Genomic DNA, 18,010 nt, shown 5'->3' with positions numbered 1-18,010 from the left:
GTGGGCCTCCCGCCGATCGTCGTCATGGGTGTGCAGGGCTCTGGCAAATCGACCATCGGTGAATTTCTGGCCGAGCGCCTCGGTGCCCGGTTCCTCGACGGCGATACCCTGCACCCCGCCGCGAACAAGGCCGCCATGGCCGCCGGAAACGCGCTGCAGGATGAACACCGGCTGCCGTGGCTGCATGAGGTGGGGCGCTGCCTGGCCGGGGACTACCCGAACGGCATCGTCATCGCCTGCTCGGCCCTCAAACGCAGTTATCGCGACCTGCTGCGCGATCACGCCGTTGACCTGTTCGTGGTTGATCCGGAAGGATCGATCGACCTGATCGCAGCCCGGCTACGCGCACGCACCCACGAATTCATGCCTCCCGCGCTGCTGCAATCGCAGTTTGACACGCTCGAGGTACGCACACACGATGAACGCGGCGTAACCGTGGACATCGTCGAACCGCTCGGCACCATCGTCGAACGGATCCTTGCGGCTCTCGCCGCCGAAACAGAAAGCGGTGAGGCTGCCCGTGTCACACATTGAACGAGTGGAAACTTTTCTCGTGGCACCCCGTTGGCTATTCGTGCGGCTTGAAACCAGCGATGGCGTCGTCGGCTGGGGCGAAGCCAGCCTGGAAGGGCATTCGGATGCCGTGCGCGCGGTCGTCGAACAGTTCGCGGAATATCTCATCGGCGCCGACCCCGACCGCATTGAAGACCACTGGCAGGTATTGACCAAGAGCGGTTTCTACCGCGGTGGACCGGTGTTCGGCAGCGCTGTCTCCGGCATCGACCAGGCTCTGTGGGACCTCAAGGGCAAGTCGCTCGGGGTACCGGTCTACCAGCTGCTCGGCGGCGCGGTGCGCGATCGCATCCGCATGTACGGCTGGGTCGGCGGCGACGACCCGAGCGGCATCGCCGACGCGATCGCGGCGCAGATGGCCGTGGGGCTGACCGCCGTCAAGATGAACGCCTCCGGCATCATGAGCCGAGTCGGCACGGTCGCTGAAATCGACGGTGTGCTCGAACGGGTCGCCGCCGCGCGCGCCGTGCTCGGCCCCGACCGTGATGTGGCCGTGGACTTTCACGGTCGGTTCACGCTCGCCAATACCCGCCGGATCGCCCCGTTGCTCGAACCCCTGCGACCGTTCTTCATTGAAGAACCGGTCGTGCCGGAGAATTCCCACCTGATTGGTCAGCTGGCCCAGGCCACCTCGATTCCGATCGCGACCGGGGAGCGGCTCTACACCCGGCAGGATTTTCTGCCTGTGTTCGAGGCTGGCATCGCCGTGGCGCAGCCCGACCTCTCCCATGCCGGCGGAATCTCCGAAGTACGCCGCATCGCGGCGATGGCGGAGGTGTACGACGTACAGCTGGCCCCGCACTGCCCGCTTGGCCCGATCGCGCTCGCCGCCTGCCTGCAGGTGGGCTTCGCCACTCCCAACTACCTCATTCAGGAGCAGAGCATCGGCATCCATTACAACCAGGGCGCCGAAGTTCTCGATTACGTGCTCGAGAAGGAGCCATTGAAATTCGTCAACGGAAACATTGAACTGTTGACCGGCCCCGGTCTCGGCATCGAGATTGACGAGGCCGCAGTAAGGGCCGCCGACTCGCGCGGGCACACGTGGCGGTCGCCGATCTGGCGGCACGCGGACGGCGCACTGGCGGAGTGGTGACGGCCATCACCGTGCCGAGCCCCCTTCTGATGACACGCACGACCAAGGAGAACCATGAAGATCGACAGAGCAGAAGTCATCGTCACCAGCCCGGATCGCAATTTCGTGACCCTGCGCCTCACCACCGACGACGGGCTCGTCGGGCTCGGTGACGCCACCTTGAACGGCCGCGAACTGGCCGTGGTGGCCTACCTGCAGGAGCACGTCGTGCCGCTGTTGCTCGGCGCCGACGCCCACCGCATCGAAGATACCTGGCAGTTTCTCTATCGCAGCGCCTACTGGCGCCGGGGCCCGGTCACCATGGCCGCGATTGCCGCCGTTGACGTGGCGCTCTGGGATCTTAAAGCGCAGGCCGCCGGGATGCCGCTGTACCAGCTGCTCGGGGGAGCCAGCCGGGACAAAATTCTCGCCTACGGTCACGCATCGGGGCGCGACCTGCCCGAACTGTTCGATTCCATCCGCAAGCATCAGGCGCTCGGCTACCGGGCCATCCGGGTGCAGACTGCCATCCCCGGCCTGAAAGCCATCTACGGCGTTGCCGCGCAAACCCAGACCAGTGGCAAACGCTACGACTACGAACCGGCCCAGCGTGCGGCCAGGCCTGCGGAGGAAGACTGGGATACCCGCGCCTACCTGCGGCACCTGCCGACCGTGTTCGAGGGGGTTCGCGGCGAGTTCGGCGCCGAACTGCCCCTGCTGCACGACGGTCATCACCGGATGACGCCGATCCAGGCCGCGAGACTCGGTAAGTCGCTTGAACCGTACGATCTGTTCTGGCTCGAAGACTGCACCCCGGCCGAAAACCAGGATGCCCTGCGGCTGGTGCGCTCTCATACCACCATCCCGCTCGCGATCGGTGAGGTCTTCAACACGGTCTGGGACTACCAAACCCTGATCAAGGACCAGCTCATCGACTACGTGCGGTCGGCGGTCACCCACACCGGCGGCATTTCGCCCCTGAAGAAGATTCTCGACTACGCCGCCCAGTACCAGATCAAGTCCGGCATTCACGGCCCGACCGACATCTCCCCGGTGGGCATGGCGGCGGCGCTGCACCTCGACCTGGCCATTCACAACTTTGGAATCCAGGAGTACATGCAACACGGCGACGCCACCAACAGCGTTTTCGAACAGTCCTTCAGCTTTTCCGACGGCTACCTGCACCCCGGTAACAAGCCCGGTCTGGGCGTTCAGCTGAACGTGGACGAGGCCGGCAAGTACCCGTACCAGACGGCGTACCTGCCCTTCAATCGTCTGGCCGACGGCACCGTTCACGACTGGTAAGGCAAGCCGACGACACGCCCGGGCTGCAGGGGTGGCTCGAACTGTGTAAGATTGAAACGAACTTCGGCGAGGGATAGTGTCGTGCCTGCATTCTGGGCCGGCGGCATCCGTTATCGACGCGGCGGACGAGGCCTTGGGCTTTTCCTCACGCTGACATGCGTTCGAGTTGAATCAGTACCCCTCTTTCTCGGGCTTCGGCCCGTGAATCACGATCTGGGCTTAGGCCCCGCAAGGAGAAATACCATGGCTAGAGAAGTTACCGCCGTCGAGGCAGACCTCCGCACGAACTTCGGCAAGGGCGCGGCCCGCAAGCTGCGCGTACTCGGCAAGATCCCGGCCGTCATCTACGGCCACGGCACCGATCCGGTGCACGTGTCGCTGCCCGCCCACCGCATCGCCCTGCTGCTGCGTCGCGCCAACATGCTCCTCGAGCTCGACATTGAAGGCACCAAGCAGCTCGTGCTGGTCAAGGACGTGCAGAAGGACCCGGTGAAGGCCATCATCGAGCACATCGACCTCGTCGTCGTGCGCAAGGGTGAAAAGGTTCAGGTTGAAGTTCAGGTGCACATGTCCGGCGAGTCCTTCGCCGGCACGATCGCCGACTTCGACACCAAGACCCTGTTGCTCGAGGTTGAAGCCACCGACATCCCCGAGAACGTCACCGTGTCGATCGAAGGCCTCGAAGACGGCGCCCAGATTCACGCCAAGGACGTTCCGCTGCCCACCGGCGCCGTGCTCATCTCCGATGAAGACGCTCTCGTCGTGTACATCCACACCCCGCGTGGCGAAGACGAAGAAGAGGCCGAGACCGAGGTCATCACGGCCGGCACCCCGGCCGCTACGCCTCCCGCCGCGTAACACCTATTTTCACCTGGTTCCGTCTGGGCTTTCGCCCGCATATACGGAGGAATCCCCTGGATACGAACCTGTGGCTCGTAGTCGGGCTCGGCAACCCCGGGCCCGACTACGCCGGCAATCGGCACAACGTCGGCCAGATGGTGACGGCGCAGCTCGCCGACCGTCTCACGTCGAACTTCAAGCGTCACAAAACGGCCGCCCTCGTCGCCGAGGGACACCTCTCACCGGGTGGCCCCAAACTGGTGCTGGCCAAGCCCACCACGTTCATGAACGTCTCCGGCAGCCCGGTCGCCGCCCTGCTGCGCTTCTATTCGCTGCCCGTCTCCCGGCTCATCGTCGTGCACGACGACCTGGACCTGCCCTTTGACACGCTCAAGATCAAGGTCGGCGGGGGTCACGGCGGTCACAACGGCCTGCGCGACATCATCGCCGCCACCGGAACCAACGAATTCATTCGCATTCGCATGGGCATCGGGCGTCCGCCAGGTCGCCAGAACCCGGCCGATTTCGTGCTGCACGATTTTGCTTCCGCCGAGCGCAGCATTCTGCCCAACCTCATAGCGGATGCCGCCGACGCGGTCGAACTGATCGCCTCCGACGGCGTCGTGGCCGCGCAGCAGAAGTTTCACTCGCCCTCCTAGGCTGCGTAGACTCGTTCAGTGATCCTTCAGGGCTTAATCGCAGCGCTCGCGCGCGCCTCCACGTTCGATAACGCCCTCGCCTATGCCAGCCGGGACGCTGATTTCTCTCTGACCGGGGGCCTGCGTGCCCCGTTGCTGGCCGCGCTGCTCGACCTGCGCCGGGACGACGCTCAGGCCCTGTTCGTCATCACCGCGACCGGCCGCGAATCCGAGGCGCTGCGCGAGAACCTCGGCTGCTTCGCCACGAGCGCTGAAATCATTGACTTTCCGGCCTGGGAAACCCTGCCGCACGAACGGCTCAGTCCGAGCGCCGAGATCGTCGGCAAGCGCCTGCACGCGCTCCGCCGCATGCGCGAGTGGCAGGAGCAAGACGCGAGCGAGCGGCATCCGCTTATCGTCGTCGCCTCGGTGCGGGCCGCGCTGCAGCCGGTCGCCGACAACCTCACCGACTACGAACCGATCGAGCTCACGGTCGGCGGGCGCGGGCACGACCTCGCGGCGATCGTGCTGCAACTGGTCAACGTTGCCTACGCCCGGGTCGACATGGTCACCCGGCGTGGCGAGTTCGCCGTGCGCGGCGGCATCCTCGACGTATTCCCGCCGGTCGCCTCGCACCCCTACCGGGTGGAGTTCTTCGGCGACGAGGTCGAGCAGATTCGGCTGTTCAGTGTTGCCGACCAGCGTTCGCTGCCCGAGCCGGTCGAGTCGGTCAGCCTGCCGCCGAGCCGGGAACTGCTGCTGAGCCCCGCCGTGCGGCAGCGTGCCCGGGAAATGCAGCACGAGTTTCCGAGCCTGGCCGGACTGCTGGCCAAGATCGCCGAGGGAATCCCGGTCGAGGGCATGGAAAGCCTCGCTCCCGCCCTGGTCGACCGGCTGGTGCCGGTCACCCACTACCTGCCGACCAACGCCGCCGTCGCCGTGATCTCGCCGGAACGGGTCGCGAGCCGGGCCATCAGCCTTGCCGAAACCAACCGCGAATTCCTCGGCGCAGCGTGGAGTGCCGCCACGGCCGGTGCCGACGCCCCGATCGACCTCGAATCCGGTGATTTTCTCACCCTCGGGCGCCTGCGCGACAGCGTGAAGTACTCGGCGCCGGGGGTGCCCGCGACCGGTCACAGCTGGTGGACCCTGAGCACTTTTCAGGCCGCGCCGACCGATGCGCCCGTCTTGCCCGAACACCTCGAGATGGACGCACTGCTCACGATTCGTATCGAAGCGGATGCCGTCCCTACCTTCGCCGGCAGCGTCGACGGCGCCGTCGGGCACGTCGCAAGCCGGCTGCACGACGGTTGGGTCGTCGGCATCGTCGCCCAGGGAACCGGCCTCGTGGAACGAGCGGCGCAGGTGCTCGCGGAGCGTGAACTGCCGGTGCGCGTCGTGGACGTGTGGCCGCTGGAGCCGGAACCGGGTATCGCCTACCTGCTGAAAGCATCCGTCGATCACGGTTTCGAACTGCCGCAGAGCAAGCTCGCGCTGATCAGCGAGAGCGAGTTCTACGGTCGCACGGTCGGATATGACGCGCGTCAGATCAAGAAGCTCGCCAGTCGCCGCAAGAATGTCGTCGACCCGCTGCAGCTGGTGGCTGGCGACCACGTGGTGCACCAGACGCACGGTATCGGCCGTTTTCTCGAACTGACCCAACGTGAGGTGTCCAGTGGTGGCCGCAACCCGGTCAAGACCACTCGGGAATACCTCGTGCTGGAATACGCGCCATCGAAGCGCGGGCACGCCGGCGACCGGCTCTATGTGCCGACCGACCAACTCGACTTGGTCACGCGCTACGTCGGCGGTGAAGCGCCGACCCTGAGCAAGATGGGCGGCAGCGACTGGTCGAGTGCCAAGACCAAGGCGCGCAAAGCGGTGCGCGATATCGCCGTGGAGCTGGTCAAACTGTATTCGGCGCGCATGGCCAGCAAGGGGCACGCGTTCGGGCCGGACACTCCGTGGCAGCGTGAGCTCGAAGAGGCCTTTCCGTTCGTGGAGACGCCCGACCAGCTCACCACGATCGATGAGGTCAAGGCCGATATGGAACGGCCCATTCCGATGGACCGGCTGCTCAGCGGTGACGTCGGTTTCGGCAAGACCGAGGTGGCCATTCGCGCCGCGTTCAAGGCCGTGCAGGACGGCAAGCAGGTGGCCATGCTCGTGCCGACCACCCTGCTGGTCAGCCAGCACATGGAAACGTTCAAGGAACGCTTTGCCGGGTTCCCCATTCACCTGCGGGCCCTGTCGCGGTTTCAGACCGACAAGGAGTCCCGGGAGACGATCGCCGGCATGCTCGACGGCACCGTCGATGTCGTCATCGGCACGCACCGGCTGTTGTCGCCGTCGATCATCTTCAAAGATCTCGGCCTGGTCATCATCGACGAGGAGCAGCGGTTCGGCGTCGAACACAAGGACGCCCTGAAGAAGCTCAAGACCAACGTCGACATTCTTGCGATGAGTGCGACGCCCATCCCGCGGTCCCTCGAGATGGCGGTCACCGGCATCCGCGAGATGTCGACCCTGGCGACTCCGCCCGAAGATCGACACCCCATTTTGACCTTTGTGGGGCCGTACTCGCAGCGGCAGGTGGCCGCAGCCATCCGTCGTGAGCTGCTGCGCGAGGGCCAGATCTTCTTCGTGCACAACCGGGTCACCAGCATCAACCGCATCGCCGCGCAGATTGCCGAACTCGTGCCGGAGGCACGCATCGCGGTGGCACACGGACAGCTGCCCGAGGCACAGCTCGAACAGGTGGTCGGTGATTTCTGGGAGCGCAAGTTCGACATCTTGGTCTGCACCACGATCATCGAGACCGGCCTCGACATCAACAACGCCAACACCATCATCATCGACCGCGCCGACAAGTTCGGGCTGAGCCAGCTGCACCAGCTGCGCGGTCGGGTCGGTCGCGGGCGCGAACGGGCCTACGCCTACTTTCTCTACGACGAGAACAAGCCACTGTCGGAGACCGCGCACGACCGGCTCGCCACCATTGCGGCGAACAACGAGCTCGGCGCCGGTATGCAGGTTGCCCTGAAAGACCTCGAGATTCGCGGGGCCGGCAACCTGCTTGGCGGCGAGCAGGCCGGCCACATCGCGGGCGTCGGTTTCGACCTGTACCTGCGCATGATCGGTGAGGCCGTTAGTACCTTCCGCGGTGATGTCGCCGAGGGGCAGACCGAGCTGCGGCTGGAGCTGCCGGTGGACGCGCATATTCCGCACGACTTCGTCGACAGTGAGCGGTTGCGGCTGGAGGCCTACCAGAAGCTTTCCAGCGCAAGCTCGCCCACCGCGACCGACGACCAGATCGACCTCGTGCTCGACGAGCTGACCGACCGTTACGGCGAACCGCCGGTGCCGGTGCAGAACCTCGTCGCCGTCTCTCGGCTGCGCTGGCAGGCCCAGCAGGCCAACCTCAGCGAGGTCGTCGCCATGGGGTCGAACCTGCGTGTGGCACCGGCGGACCTGGCCGACTCGATCCAGGTGCGATTACAGCGGATGTATCCCGGCTCGCGTTACGTCTCCTCAACGGGGGCGCTCAGCGTGCCGATGCCGCGGCCGAACGGCGAGCCGCTCGATGACAACGCCCTGATCGAGTGGACGAAGACGCTGCTCGCCGCGATCTTTCCGCCGCCCGTGCCGGCAGTTGCGGGGCCGGCCTAACTTCAGGGGCTTCCCGCGGTGCGCGGGTGTTGTGCCGGTGCGCGCGAGGCGCACCTCCCGCGCACTGGCGCAGGTCCCGCGCCTCGCGTGGCGCGGCAGTTCTGGCCAGACCGGAACTCCCGCGCACTGGCGCAGGTCCCGCGCAGCGTGCTCGGTCGGACCCGTATCAGTGCCGGATCTCCCGCGCACTGGCGTACCTCCGGCGCACTGCGACACGGCCGAACGGATGCCCGCTACCGGAACCCCCGCGCACTGGCGCAGGTCCCGCGCGGCCGACTCGAGTGGTGCTTGGCAACGGAACGTGTCGGTTGCTATCGGGCTTCTTCCGACTGGTAGACATCCGGAATGCCATCGTTGTCGCTGTCGATGGCTTCCTTCTCGGCGATCCGCCCGTAGTGGCGGTTACGCGAACGCAGGATCGCCGTGGCCAGCAAGGCGGCCAGGAGCGAACCGACCAGAATGGCGACCTTGGCGTGGTCGTCGTGCGGGCTGCCCTGGCCGAAAGCCAGTTCGCTGATCAGTAGCGACACGGTGAAGCCGACGCCGGCCAGCAGGGAGACCCCGATGACGTCGATCCAGGCCAGGTCGGGGTCGAGTGACGCCTTGGTGGTCTTGGTCACGATGAAGGTCGCGAGCAATACCCCGATGGGCTTACCCACGACGAGTGCAACGACGATGCCGATCGCGACCGGGTCGGTGAGTGCCCGATACAGGCCGTCGGCGCCGCCGATGGTGACGCCGGCCGAGAAGAAGGCGAATACGGGAATCGCGAATCCGCTGGAGAGCGGGCGAATGCGATGTTCCAAAGTTTCGGCCAGGCCGGGCCCGGCGTCGGGCCCACCGCCACGCTTGCTGCGCAGTACCGGCACGGCGAAACCCAGCAGCACCCCGGCTACGGTCGCGTGCACGCCGGAACCGTGCACGAGCGCCCAGACGATGAAACCGAGAGGCAGAAGCAGCGTCCACGCCGCCCAAGCCCGCGTTCCGAAGAAGTAGGAGAACTTGTGGGTCAACACCCAGAACAGGGCCAGCGGCACGATCGCGAGCAGCAGCAGCGGAACATTCATGTCGGTCGTGTAGAAGAAGGCGATGATCGCGATGGCGAGCAGGTCGTCGACCACGGCGAGGGTCAGTAGAAAGATGCGCAGGGCTGGTGGGAGCTTCGAGCCGATCACCGCGAGCACGGCCAGGGCGAAGGCGATGTCGGTCGCGGTAGGGATCGCCCAGCCGCGCAGCGTCTCAGCTCCGGTTTCGAGGTTGATCAGCACGTAGATGACCGCGGGGATGATTACTCCACCCACGGCGGCGGCCACCGGCACGATGGCGCGGTTGACGCTGCGCAAGTCACCCGCGACGAATTCGCGTTTGAGCTCGAGCCCGGCGAGGAAGAAGAAGATCGCGAGGAATCCGTCAGCCGCCCAGGCGCCGAGACTCAGCTCGAGGTGCCACGGTGCGTAGCCGATCTTGTAGTCGCGAAAGGCGTAGTAGGCGTCGGAAAAACCGGAGTTGGCCATGATGAGCGCGGCCACGGTGGCGGCGAGCAGAATGGCTCCGCCGACGGTTTCTTTGCGCAGGATACCGGAGATGCGCACAAACTCGTTGTGGCTGCCGCGGCGCAGAATGATCGCGGTTGACGGTGCAGATTTCGGGGGAGTGGGCAGATTGGATGGTTCGGTCATAAGAATTCCTCTGGTGTTTCGAGCGCGCACAAGCAACTGCCGACCAGACTTCCCGGCTCACCGTGCACCAGAATACACGACGTACCTGAGCGACCCTCCGGCAGCAGGCCCGCCTACGATTGAAACAACGATCCAGGAGTGTTGACCATGACGAACCCGCTGTTTTCCTCCGCCCCCGCACCGAAGCACGAGGTGCCGACGAGCTCGCTCGACACGCTCATCGCGACCGTCGCGCGGCTGCGTGCTCCCGGCGGATGCCCGTGGGACGCCGACCAGACGCACGCCTCGCTCGTGCGCCACCTGGTCGAGGAGACCCATGAACTGATCGAGGCGATCGAGGCCGGCAGTCGTGACGATCTGCTCGAAGAACTCGGTGATGTGCTCTACCAGGTGCTCTTTCACGCCGACCTGGCCGCGCACACGCCCGAGGAGGACTTCGATATTCAGGAAGTCGCTGCCCGGCTGACCGAGAAGATGGTCGGGCGGCACCCGCACGTGTTCGGTGATGTCACGCTGGAGACGGCGGAGGAAGTCTCGGCCGCCTGGGACGGTTTCAAGGCCGAGGAGAAGCCGGGGCGCACGAGCGTGCTCGACGGTATTCCGACCGGCATGCCGGCGCTGGCCCTCGCCGACAAGGTGCTCGGTCGGGCCGAGAAGATCGGCCTGCTCGATACTGACGAGGGCTTCCCTCTTCCGATCGAGTCCGAGGCCGACCTCGGGCCGCTGCTGTTGGCCATCGTGGCGTCGGCTCGCTCTCAGGGCCTCGACGCGGAGCGTGCCCTGCGCGCCGCCGTGCGCGATCTGCAGACGGAGATCCGCGGAGCGGAAGCCCCCACAGCTTCAGACAACGCGGTCCATGACGACGCCTTCGACGCCGGAATCATCGCCTTCCCTTCCTGACATCTAGGCGATACGACTTCCGGTGGGGAGGTGCGTCGCGGGGGTGCGAGTGCGACGCCAAGCCCAAGCCAGGGCGCCCGCGCCGAGCAGCAGGTGAATGGTGAGGCCGATGAACCAGCTCGGCACCGCGCCGTCGTAGGTCTCCTGTGCGGTCGGTCCCTGCCCGTAGGCCTGGACGGAGCCGTTGGCAGCCTCGTCGCATCCGTTGTACTCGGTATACAGCTCCGGCGCGGTCTGGGCTCCGCGAACGCCGACGGCAATCTGCCCGAACAGGTCGGTTGGGGAGCCGTTCTCATCGAAGCTGCCGGGCGCGGCATCCGCTACGACAACGTAGGGGTTCGCCGCGAGAATCCACCAGTAGTAGTCGAACCGCGGCACGGGGTAGGTCGAGGTCTGCGCGGTGGAGCAGACGATGTCGGACTGCTTGCCGGTTTGCTCGTCGTAGGTCGACGACACGACCTGATAGTTCACACTCGTCGCGTCCTGCTGCGTGGCGGTACCGAGCAGCGCGAATGCGATGAGGGTGCCGAGGCTGAGTGCCGCGACCACGAGATAGGTCAGCACGATCGAGAACAGCGGCCGGGTCAGGATGCCCGACAGCCCAACGCCGACCGCAGCGATGACCCCGAGCTCGGCGGCGAGCACGAGTACGGAGACGCTGATCGTGCCGAGGGAGACCTCGCCGAGAACGACCGCGAAGATGAGAAACGGTAGTGCCGCCGCGAGAAAGGCGAGCGCTGTGATCCAGGCGGCCAGAAACTTGCCGAGCACGAGCTGCCCCGTGCTGATCAGCGTGACCTGCGTGGTGGCGAGGGTGCCGGCATCCCGATCGCCGTTGATCGCATTGCCAGACAGCGCCGGCGAGACCAGCGTGCCGAGCAGCAGCACGAAGAAGATGATGGTCGAGAACACGCCGCCACCGCCGGACAGCCAGGCGGAGGTGGCCAGCCAGAGCAGAAAAGTGACGATCCCCACGAGCAGCATGAAGATGCCGAGCAGTACGTACCAGGAGACGCCGCGCACCCGTTGGCGCAGTTCCAGGGTGACGATCAGCCAGAGTCCGGTCAGGAACACGCGCTTGTTCATGGGGTTACCTCCGGGTTGACGACGATCGAACTGTGTCGTGCCGGTCTCTCCCGGGTGAGGTCGAGAAAGGTGTGTTCGAGGTTGCCGACGGCCGGGCCGAAATCGCAGACCGGAACCCCGCTCAGCACGAGGTTGTGCAGCAGGGCCGCGGCCGAGGCTTCGTTCTCGACCTGCACGAGGGTTCCGAGCTGGTCAACGCCGAGAACCTGCACGAGCGCACCGACCACGCCGGGGGTTGCCAGCGCACGTTCCAAGGCTGCTTCATCGAGTGAGCGGATGCGCCAGGCCCTGGCGCTCGCGCCGGCCGCGGCCACCTGCTCCGGGCTCGCTGTGCGGCCGTCGGACAGGTACACCGCGGCATCCGCCATCTCGTCGAGCTCGGCGAGAACGTGACTGGACACGAGGATGGCGGCGCCCTCACCGGCCAAGCGTCTCAGCAGCTGGCGCAGCGCGGCGCGGGCTGCCGGGTCGAGGCCGGAGGCCGGCTCGTCGAGCAGCAGTACGCCGGGGGAGTGCACGAGCGCCCTGGCCAGGCTCAGTCGTTGCTTCTGGCCCCGCGACAACACCCGCGAGGGTCGGTCGGCGAAGTCCGTGAGGTCGGTCAGAAGGATCAACTCGTCGGCGCGCACGGCGGCCTGCTCGCGGGTCATGCGGTACATGCGCCCGGTGGTCTGCAGGGCCGCGCGGGCGGAGAGGCTCGGCCAGGAGCCGAGGGTGTCTGGCATCCAGCCCATCAGGGCGCGCACGCGCTCCGGTTCGGTGACCGGGTCGTGACCGTTGATGCGAATGCTGCCCGCATCGGGTGTGAGCAGCGTGGCGAGCATGAGCAGCAGCGTGGTCTTGCCCGAGCCGTTCGGCCCGATCAGTGCCGTGACCGACCCGGCCGGTACCGTGAGGGTCGCATCGAGCAGCGCGAACACGCTGCCGAATGCCCGGCTCACCCCGGTCACCGCGATGCCGCTCGGCACGATCCCCTCCGAGCCGAAAATCGTCGTCGCTGACATAGCCACCACCCCCAGTTGTTTCCCCCGAGTCTAGGGGGGCTCCCGTTCGGGGCTGGGCGGTGAAACGCATCGACGGCACCTGAGAGAATTGCCCCATGGCTATTGCAGTGACCCCACCGCGCGGTATGCGCGATTTTCTCCCCGCCGACAAGGCCGTGCGTGAGCGTTCGCTCGGCATTATCCGCGACAGTTTTCGTGCTCACGGTTTCGATGAGATCGAAACTCCGGTCATGGAAGACGCCGCCCGCCTGCACTCGGGCCTGGGCGGCGACAACGAGAAGATCGCTTTCGCGGTGCTCAAGCGCGGTCTCAGCCCAGCGGATGTTGCCGCCGCAGCCGAGCAAAACGACCTCGCGTCCCTGGCCGACCTCGGCCTGCGCTTCGACCTGACGGTTCCGCTCGCCCGGTTCTATGCCACCCACCGTGCCGCGCTGCCCACCGTGTTCCGGTCGATTCAGATCGCTCCGGTCTGGCGAGCCGAACGCCCGCAAAAGGGGCGTTACCGCCAGTTCATGCAGTGCGACATCGACATCATCGGCGAGGCCGGCCAGCTCGCCGAGATCGAATTGATCACCGCGGCGGCCGCAACGCTGGAAAAGCTCGGCCTCACCGGCTTCTGCATTCGAATCAATGACCGGCGCATCCTCTCCGCGCTGCTCGCCCACTGGAAAGTCGCGGCCGAGCTGACCGAGCGGGCGCTGATCGTGATCGACAAGCTCGACAAGATCGGTGTCGACGGCGTCTCCGCCGAACTGCAAGCCCTCGGCATCGACGCGCCCGACCTAGCCACGCTGCTCACCGAACTCGGTACCGGCGGCTGGGCCCTCGGGGCAGGTGCGCCGGACTGGCTCGACCCGGCGGCCTTCGCCGACCTCGAAGCCCTTCGCGCTGCACTCCCCGGCGTCGACCTCGAGTTCGACCCCACCCTGGTGCGCGGCATGGGCTACTACACCGGCACCATCTTCGAAATCTCCCACCCGTCGCTTGGCTATTCCCTCGGCGGTGGCGGCCGGTACGACGGCATGATCGGTCGGTTCCTCGGCACCGACGTGCCAGCCTGCGGGTTCTCGATCGGCTTTGAACGCATCGTCGACCTGCTGCAAGCGGATGCCGCATCCGCTCTTGACGCGGTTGTGTTGGTGCACGAGAAGGACGCCGACCCGGTGAGTCTGGTCGCCCTCAAGCGCGACCTCGTTGCCGCAGGGCTGCGGGTGCGGCTGGAACGCCGCACCAAGAACCTCAAGGCCCTGCTCGATCGGGCCGGCGAGGCTGGCTACGGACGCTTCGCGTTTGTGACCGCTGACACCGTGACCAGCGACGATCTCGACTTCAAACCGCTCGGCGTCTGAGCGGACCGGCCGGCCCCTGCAGTTCAGCGGATCGGCTGACGGGTTTGGTTAGACTGAATCCGCGACACATCCGAGCGTCCACCCAGACGTTCACCCCGACAAATCAGGAGACAGTTGTGGCCCTAATTGAGGCAGTAGACGCACGCGAAATTCTCGACTCTCGTGGCAACCCGACCATCGAGGTCGAAGTTCTGCTCGGCGACGGAACAGTCAGCCGTGCTGCCGTGCCGTCCGGAGCGTCCACCGGCGTGTTCGAGGCCTACGAGCTGCGCGACGGCGACAAGGCCCGCTACCAGGGCAAGGGCGTGCTCAAAGCCGTCGAAGCCGTCATCGACGACCTCGGCCCCGCGGTCGAAGACATCGACGCGACCGACCAGCGCATCGTCGACCTCGTGCTTATCGAAGCCGACGGTACCGACAACAAGGAGCGTCTCGGCGCCAACGCCATCCTCGGCGTGAGCCTGGCCGTGGCCAAGGCCGCAGCGAGCTCGGCCGGGCTGCCGCTGTTCCGTTACCTCGGTGGCCCGAACGCGCACACCCTGCCCGTGCCGCTCATGAACATCATCAACGGCGGCTCGCACGCCGACAACGATGTCGACATCCAGGAATTCATGATCGTCCCGCTCGGAGCGGAGTCGTTCAGCGAGGCCCTGCGCTGGGGTGTTGAGACCTACCACTCGCTCAAGGCGCTGCTGCAGTCCAAGGGACTGTCCACCGGCCTCGGCGACGAGGGCGGCTTCGCTCCCAACCTGCCGAGCAACCGTGCTGCGCTCGACCTCATCGTCGAAGCCATCGAAAACGCCGGCTACGTTCCCGGCAAGGACATCGCCCTCGCGCTCGACGTGGCCGCGAGCGAGTTCTTCAAGGACGACAGCTACAACTTCGAGGGCAAGAAGCTCTCGGCCGAAGAGATGAGCGCGTACTACGCCGAGCTTGTCACCGACTACCCGCTCGTCTCCCTCGAGGACCCGCTCGAAGAAGACGACTGGGACGGCTACGTGCACCTCACCGCATCGCTCGGCGACAAGGTGCAGATCGTCGGAGACGACCTGTTCGTCACCAACCCGGTGCGTCTGGCCAAGGGCCTTACGCTCAAGGCAGCGAACTCCATTCTGGTCAAGGTCAACCAGATCGGTACCCTGACCGAGACGATGGATGCCGTCTCCCTCGCCCAGCGCGCCGGTTACACGGCGATCATCTCGCACCGCTCTGGCGAGACCGAAGACACCTTCATCGCTGACCTCGCCGTCGCAACGGATGCCGGCCAGATCAAGACCGGTGCGCCGGCGCGCAGCGAGCGCGTCGCCAAGTACAACCAGCTGCTGCGCATCGAAGAAGAACTCGGCGAGGCCGCGGTCTACGCCGGTCGCACCGCGTTCCCCCGCTTCACCGCGTAACAGCGCCCCACAAGAAAGCACGGGAGCGGGCTCCCGACCACCGATTCGGCTGGTCGGGGGCCCACAGCTTTCACTTGGTACCATTTTCACCAGCACGTTCAGCCAGCGGAAGGAGTTGCCGTGGATCAGAAACGACCTGCCCAGAGCACGTCGGCAGCACGGCAACCCGCTGTTTCGGAAACCGAGACGCCCGCCGGCGGCTGGCTGCGCAGCATCCGCTTCTCCGGATTTTCCCTCGTGATGATGGTCGTACTGATTCTTGCCGTCGTGGTGCTCGCGCCGAGTCTGCGCACCTACGCCGAACAGCGGCAGCAAATCAGCCAGCTCAGTGCAGCTGTCGCCGACCAGAAAGCCGAGGTCGACCAGCTCACGAGCCAGCGGGAGCGCTGGAACGACCGCACCTATGTCACGACGCAGGCCCGAGAGCGGCTGTCGTACGTGCTGCCAGGAGACATCAGCTTTCTCGTCATCAACGATCTGCCGATCGTCGCTCCGCTCGAAGCGGATACGAGCCCGGTCAGCACCAATATTCAAAGCACCACAATTGATTGGCTGGGTTCCTTGTTCGCCTCCACCATGACGGCCGGCCTCGCTCCGCAAGCACCCGCACCGGTGGTGCCATGACCCGGCCGCCGTTCGAACCGTTCACTGCGGCCGATATCGATCTCGTTTCGGCGCAGCTCGGTCGCCCGGCCCGCAACGTGGTCGGCATCGCCGCTCGCTGTGTCTGCGGAGCGCCGACCGTGGTCGCTACCGCTCCCCGGCTGGCCGACGGCACCCCGTTTCCCACGCTGTACTACCTCTGCCATCCGGCCGCGACGGCGGCGATCTCTTCGCTCGAGGCCACCCAGGTCATGAACGAATACAACGACCTGCTCGCCGACGATGACGAGGTGCGGGCAGCTTACGAGCGCGCTCACGAAAGCTTTCTGTTCGACCGCGACCAGCTCGGCACCGTGCCGGAAATCGCCGGGATCTCCTCCGGCGGCATGCCGAACCGGGTCAAGTGCCTGCACGCCCTCGCCGCGCACTCCCTGGCCGCCGGGACCGGCGTGAACCCGATCGGCGACCTCGCGCTGGCGCGTGCGGCCTGGTCGCCCACGGTCTGTGTCTGCCTGGACTACACCGCGTTGGCCGCTGCTTCAGGGTCGGCTTCGGAGTGACCGCACGCTCTCGCCCTGTCACCACCGGTGTCGCGCTCGCCCTCGCCACAACGCTGTTCGCCGGCACTATCGCCGGCTCCGTCGTGGTCGACGCGCCCGCAGCCCACGCCGACCAGATTCGTGACCTGCAGTACTGGCTGAACGACTACGGGTTCACCGAAGCCTGGAACACCACGCGGGGCGCCGGCGTCACCGTCGCCGTCATCGACTCCGGGGTCAACGGCAGCGTTCCCGAGCTGAACGGCGTCGTGACCGGGGGAACGGATGTTTCCGGCCTCGGTTCCGCAAATGGCCAGACGCCGGTCGCCGGCGACGACGATGACGGAGAGCACGGCACTCTGGTGGCCTCGCTGCTGGCCGGTCGCGGAACCGGTGACGGCGCGGGCCTCATCGGGGTGGCGCCGGAAGCATCCATTCTGGCGGTGTCGGTCGGGTTCGGAAGCACCCGTTCCACGGTGAGTAACGATGACCAGATCGCGCAGGGCATCCGCTGGGCTGTCGACAACGGTGCTGATGTCATCAATATGTCGCTTACCCGCAACACGCTGTACTGGCCGGAAAGCTGGGACGACGCCTTTCTTTACGCGTTTGAGAACGATGTCGTCGTCGTTGCTGCGGCCGGCAACCGGGGGAGCGGTACCACCGAGGTCGGTGCTCCCGCGACTATTCCCGGTGTGCTCACTGTGGCCGGTGTTGACCGCAACAAGACGGCAAGTTTCGACGCGTCCTCGCAGGGAATCACTATCGCCATCGCCGCTCCGAGTGAGAAGTTGGTGGGTGTCATGCCGGACTCGTCGTACGTGCAGTGGGACGGAACCAGCGCGGCGGCGCCGATTGTGTCCGGGCTCGTTGCGCTGGTTCGAGCCGCGTATCCCAACCTTGACGCGGCGGGGGTCATGAACCGGGTGATCGCCACCGCGAACGCGAACGGGCAATCAGTGCCGAGCCCGATCTACGGCAATGGTCTGATCGATGCCGCAGCCGCGGTGACCCGATATGTCGCTCCGGCGACCGGGGCCACTCCGAGCGAGTTGCTGACGGAGTGGATCACCCTGCACCGTCGGGCCCAGATCGAGGTGGTTCCCACCGAGGAACCCGCCGCCGAGGCGCCCGCAGCCGTGGACGACGACCCGGCGCTACCGACCCAGAACGTGCTCACGGCCTGGCTTCCCAACCAACTGACATTGACCTATATTAGTCTGCCGCTCGCTGTACTCGTGGTGTTTGGTATCCTAGTAACGCTGTTGGGCATTGGGGCCACTCGGCAAATCAAGCGAATTCGGCGCAACCCCAAAGATTTCGCACAAACATAATCATGTAGGAGGCCTTCTC

General features: G+C 66.0%; 15 protein-coding genes. 12 read left to right on the top strand and 3 right to left on the bottom strand.

Annotated features, from left to right (window positions below):
- From CXY78_RS10935 to mfd, 6 genes are all read left to right on the top strand, one after another.
- Nucleotides 1–534: a gluconokinase gene (locus CXY78_RS10935; protein ID WP_233206160.1), complete on the top strand. Its 534-nt coding sequence runs from the start codon at nt 1–3 to the stop codon at nt 532–534.
- Nucleotides 521–1,669 (top strand): galactonate dehydratase, encoded by a 1,149-nt coding sequence (gene dgoD / locus CXY78_RS10930; protein WP_092340649.1) that lies wholly within the window; start codon nt 521–523, stop codon nt 1,667–1,669. The genes CXY78_RS10935 and dgoD overlap by 14 nt, the downstream gene beginning before the upstream one ends.
- Nucleotides 1,670–1,723: 54 nt before the next feature.
- Nucleotides 1,724–2,953: a D-mannonate dehydratase ManD gene (gene manD, locus CXY78_RS10925; protein ID WP_092340650.1), complete on the top strand. Its 1,230-nt coding sequence runs from the start codon at nt 1,724–1,726 to the stop codon at nt 2,951–2,953.
- A 243-nt stretch (nt 2,954–3,196) separates the two neighbouring features.
- Complete coding sequence (locus CXY78_RS10920) at nt 3,197–3,811, top strand: 50S ribosomal protein L25/general stress protein Ctc (RefSeq protein ID WP_104089338.1); 615 nt, start codon at nt 3,197–3,199, stop codon at nt 3,809–3,811.
- 56 nt (nt 3,812–3,867) lie between these two features.
- A complete protein-coding gene (gene pth / locus CXY78_RS10915) occupies nt 3,868–4,452 on the top strand; it encodes an aminoacyl-tRNA hydrolase (RefSeq protein ID WP_092340652.1) in 585 nt (194 codons plus the stop codon).
- 18 nt (nt 4,453–4,470) lie between these two features.
- On the top strand, nt 4,471–8,100 hold the full coding sequence (mfd, locus tag CXY78_RS10910; protein ID WP_092340653.1) for a transcription-repair coupling factor: 3,630 nt from the start codon (nt 4,471–4,473) through the stop codon (nt 8,098–8,100).
- A gap of 311 nt (nt 8,101–8,411) precedes the next feature.
- Here mfd and nhaA read toward each other — a convergent pair whose 3' ends face one another.
- Complete coding sequence (nhaA, locus tag CXY78_RS10905; protein ID WP_104089337.1) at nt 8,412–9,779, bottom strand: Na+/H+ antiporter NhaA; 1,368 nt, start codon at nt 9,777–9,779, stop codon at nt 8,412–8,414.
- Between the two features lie 147 nt (nt 9,780–9,926).
- On the opposite strand from nhaA, the gene CXY78_RS10900 reads away from it, so the two are divergent.
- Nucleotides 9,927–10,679: a MazG family protein gene (locus CXY78_RS10900; protein ID WP_092340655.1), complete on the top strand. Its 753-nt coding sequence runs from the start codon at nt 9,927–9,929 to the stop codon at nt 10,677–10,679.
- Nucleotides 10,680–10,682: 3 nt separating this feature from the next.
- Here CXY78_RS10900 and CXY78_RS10895 read toward each other — a convergent pair whose 3' ends face one another.
- Both CXY78_RS10895 and CXY78_RS10890 read right to left on the bottom strand, forming a co-directional pair.
- Entirely contained in the window at nt 10,683–11,765 is a 1,083-nt protein-coding gene (locus CXY78_RS10895) for an ABC transporter permease (protein ID WP_199182614.1), read from the bottom strand.
- Nucleotides 11,762–12,769, bottom strand: a complete 1,008-nt coding sequence (locus tag CXY78_RS10890) for an ABC transporter ATP-binding protein (protein WP_174776432.1) — start codon at nt 12,767–12,769, stop codon at nt 11,762–11,764. Before CXY78_RS10890 ends, CXY78_RS10895 begins: the two co-directional genes overlap by 4 nt.
- Nucleotides 12,770–12,864: 95 nt before the next feature.
- Here CXY78_RS10890 and hisS point away from each other — a divergent pair, with 95 nt between their 5' ends.
- The 5 genes from hisS (at nt 12,865) to CXY78_RS10865 (ending at nt 17,991) form a co-directional block, all read left to right on the top strand.
- A complete protein-coding gene (gene hisS / locus CXY78_RS10885; RefSeq protein WP_092340656.1) occupies nt 12,865–14,118 on the top strand; it encodes a histidine--tRNA ligase in 1,254 nt (417 codons plus the stop codon).
- A gap of 116 nt (nt 14,119–14,234) precedes the next feature.
- Entirely contained in the window at nt 14,235–15,515 is a 1,281-nt protein-coding gene (gene eno, locus CXY78_RS10880; protein ID WP_092340657.1) for a phosphopyruvate hydratase, read from the top strand.
- Nucleotides 15,516–15,635: 120 nt separating this feature from the next.
- Nucleotides 15,636–16,139, top strand: coding sequence for a septum formation initiator family protein (locus CXY78_RS10875; RefSeq protein WP_233197390.1), 504 nt, complete (start codon nt 15,636–15,638; stop codon nt 16,137–16,139).
- Nucleotides 16,136–16,678 carry a DUF501 domain-containing protein gene (locus CXY78_RS10870; protein ID WP_092340658.1) on the top strand — a complete coding sequence of 181 codons (543 nt, stop codon included), beginning with the start codon at nt 16,136–16,138 and terminating at the stop codon, nt 16,676–16,678. Before CXY78_RS10875 ends, CXY78_RS10870 begins: the two co-directional genes overlap by 4 nt.
- Nucleotides 16,675–17,991: a S8 family serine peptidase gene (locus CXY78_RS10865; RefSeq protein WP_092340659.1), complete on the top strand. Its 1,317-nt coding sequence runs from the start codon at nt 16,675–16,677 to the stop codon at nt 17,989–17,991. The genes CXY78_RS10870 and CXY78_RS10865 overlap by 4 nt, the downstream gene beginning before the upstream one ends.
- The last annotated feature ends 19 nt before the right edge of the window (nt 17,992–18,010 follow it).

The organism is Cryobacterium sp. N19, from assembly GCF_002929595.1.
Taxonomy (GTDB): Bacteria; Actinomycetota; Actinomycetes; order Actinomycetales; family Microbacteriaceae; genus Cryobacterium; species Cryobacterium flavum.
This window is presented reverse-complemented; position numbering and strand designations above follow the sequence as displayed.

Excerpts from the sequence above, each read along its gene's own strand:
- manD (WP_092340650.1), top strand. The coding sequence starts at position 1,724 with ATGAAGATCGACAGAGCAGAAGTCATCGTCACCAGCCCGGATCGCAAT.
- CXY78_RS10920 (WP_104089338.1), top strand. The coding sequence starts at position 3,197 with ATGGCTAGAGAAGTTACCGCCGTCGAGGCAGACCTCCGCACGAACTTC.
- nhaA (WP_104089337.1), bottom strand. The coding sequence starts at position 9,779 with ATGACCGAACCATCCAATCTGCCCACTCCCCCGAAATCTGCACCGTCA.
- CXY78_RS10900 (WP_092340655.1), top strand. The coding sequence starts at position 9,927 with ATGACGAACCCGCTGTTTTCCTCCGCCCCCGCACCGAAGCACGAGGTG.
- CXY78_RS10895 (WP_199182614.1), bottom strand. The coding sequence starts at position 11,765 with ATGAACAAGCGCGTGTTCCTGACCGGACTCTGGCTGATCGTCACCCTG.
- CXY78_RS10890 (WP_174776432.1), bottom strand. The coding sequence starts at position 12,769 with ATGTCAGCGACGACGATTTTCGGCTCGGAGGGGATCGTGCCGAGCGGC.
- hisS (WP_092340656.1), top strand. The coding sequence starts at position 12,865 with ATGGCTATTGCAGTGACCCCACCGCGCGGTATGCGCGATTTTCTCCCC.
- CXY78_RS10870 (WP_092340658.1), top strand. The coding sequence starts at position 16,136 with ATGACCCGGCCGCCGTTCGAACCGTTCACTGCGGCCGATATCGATCTC.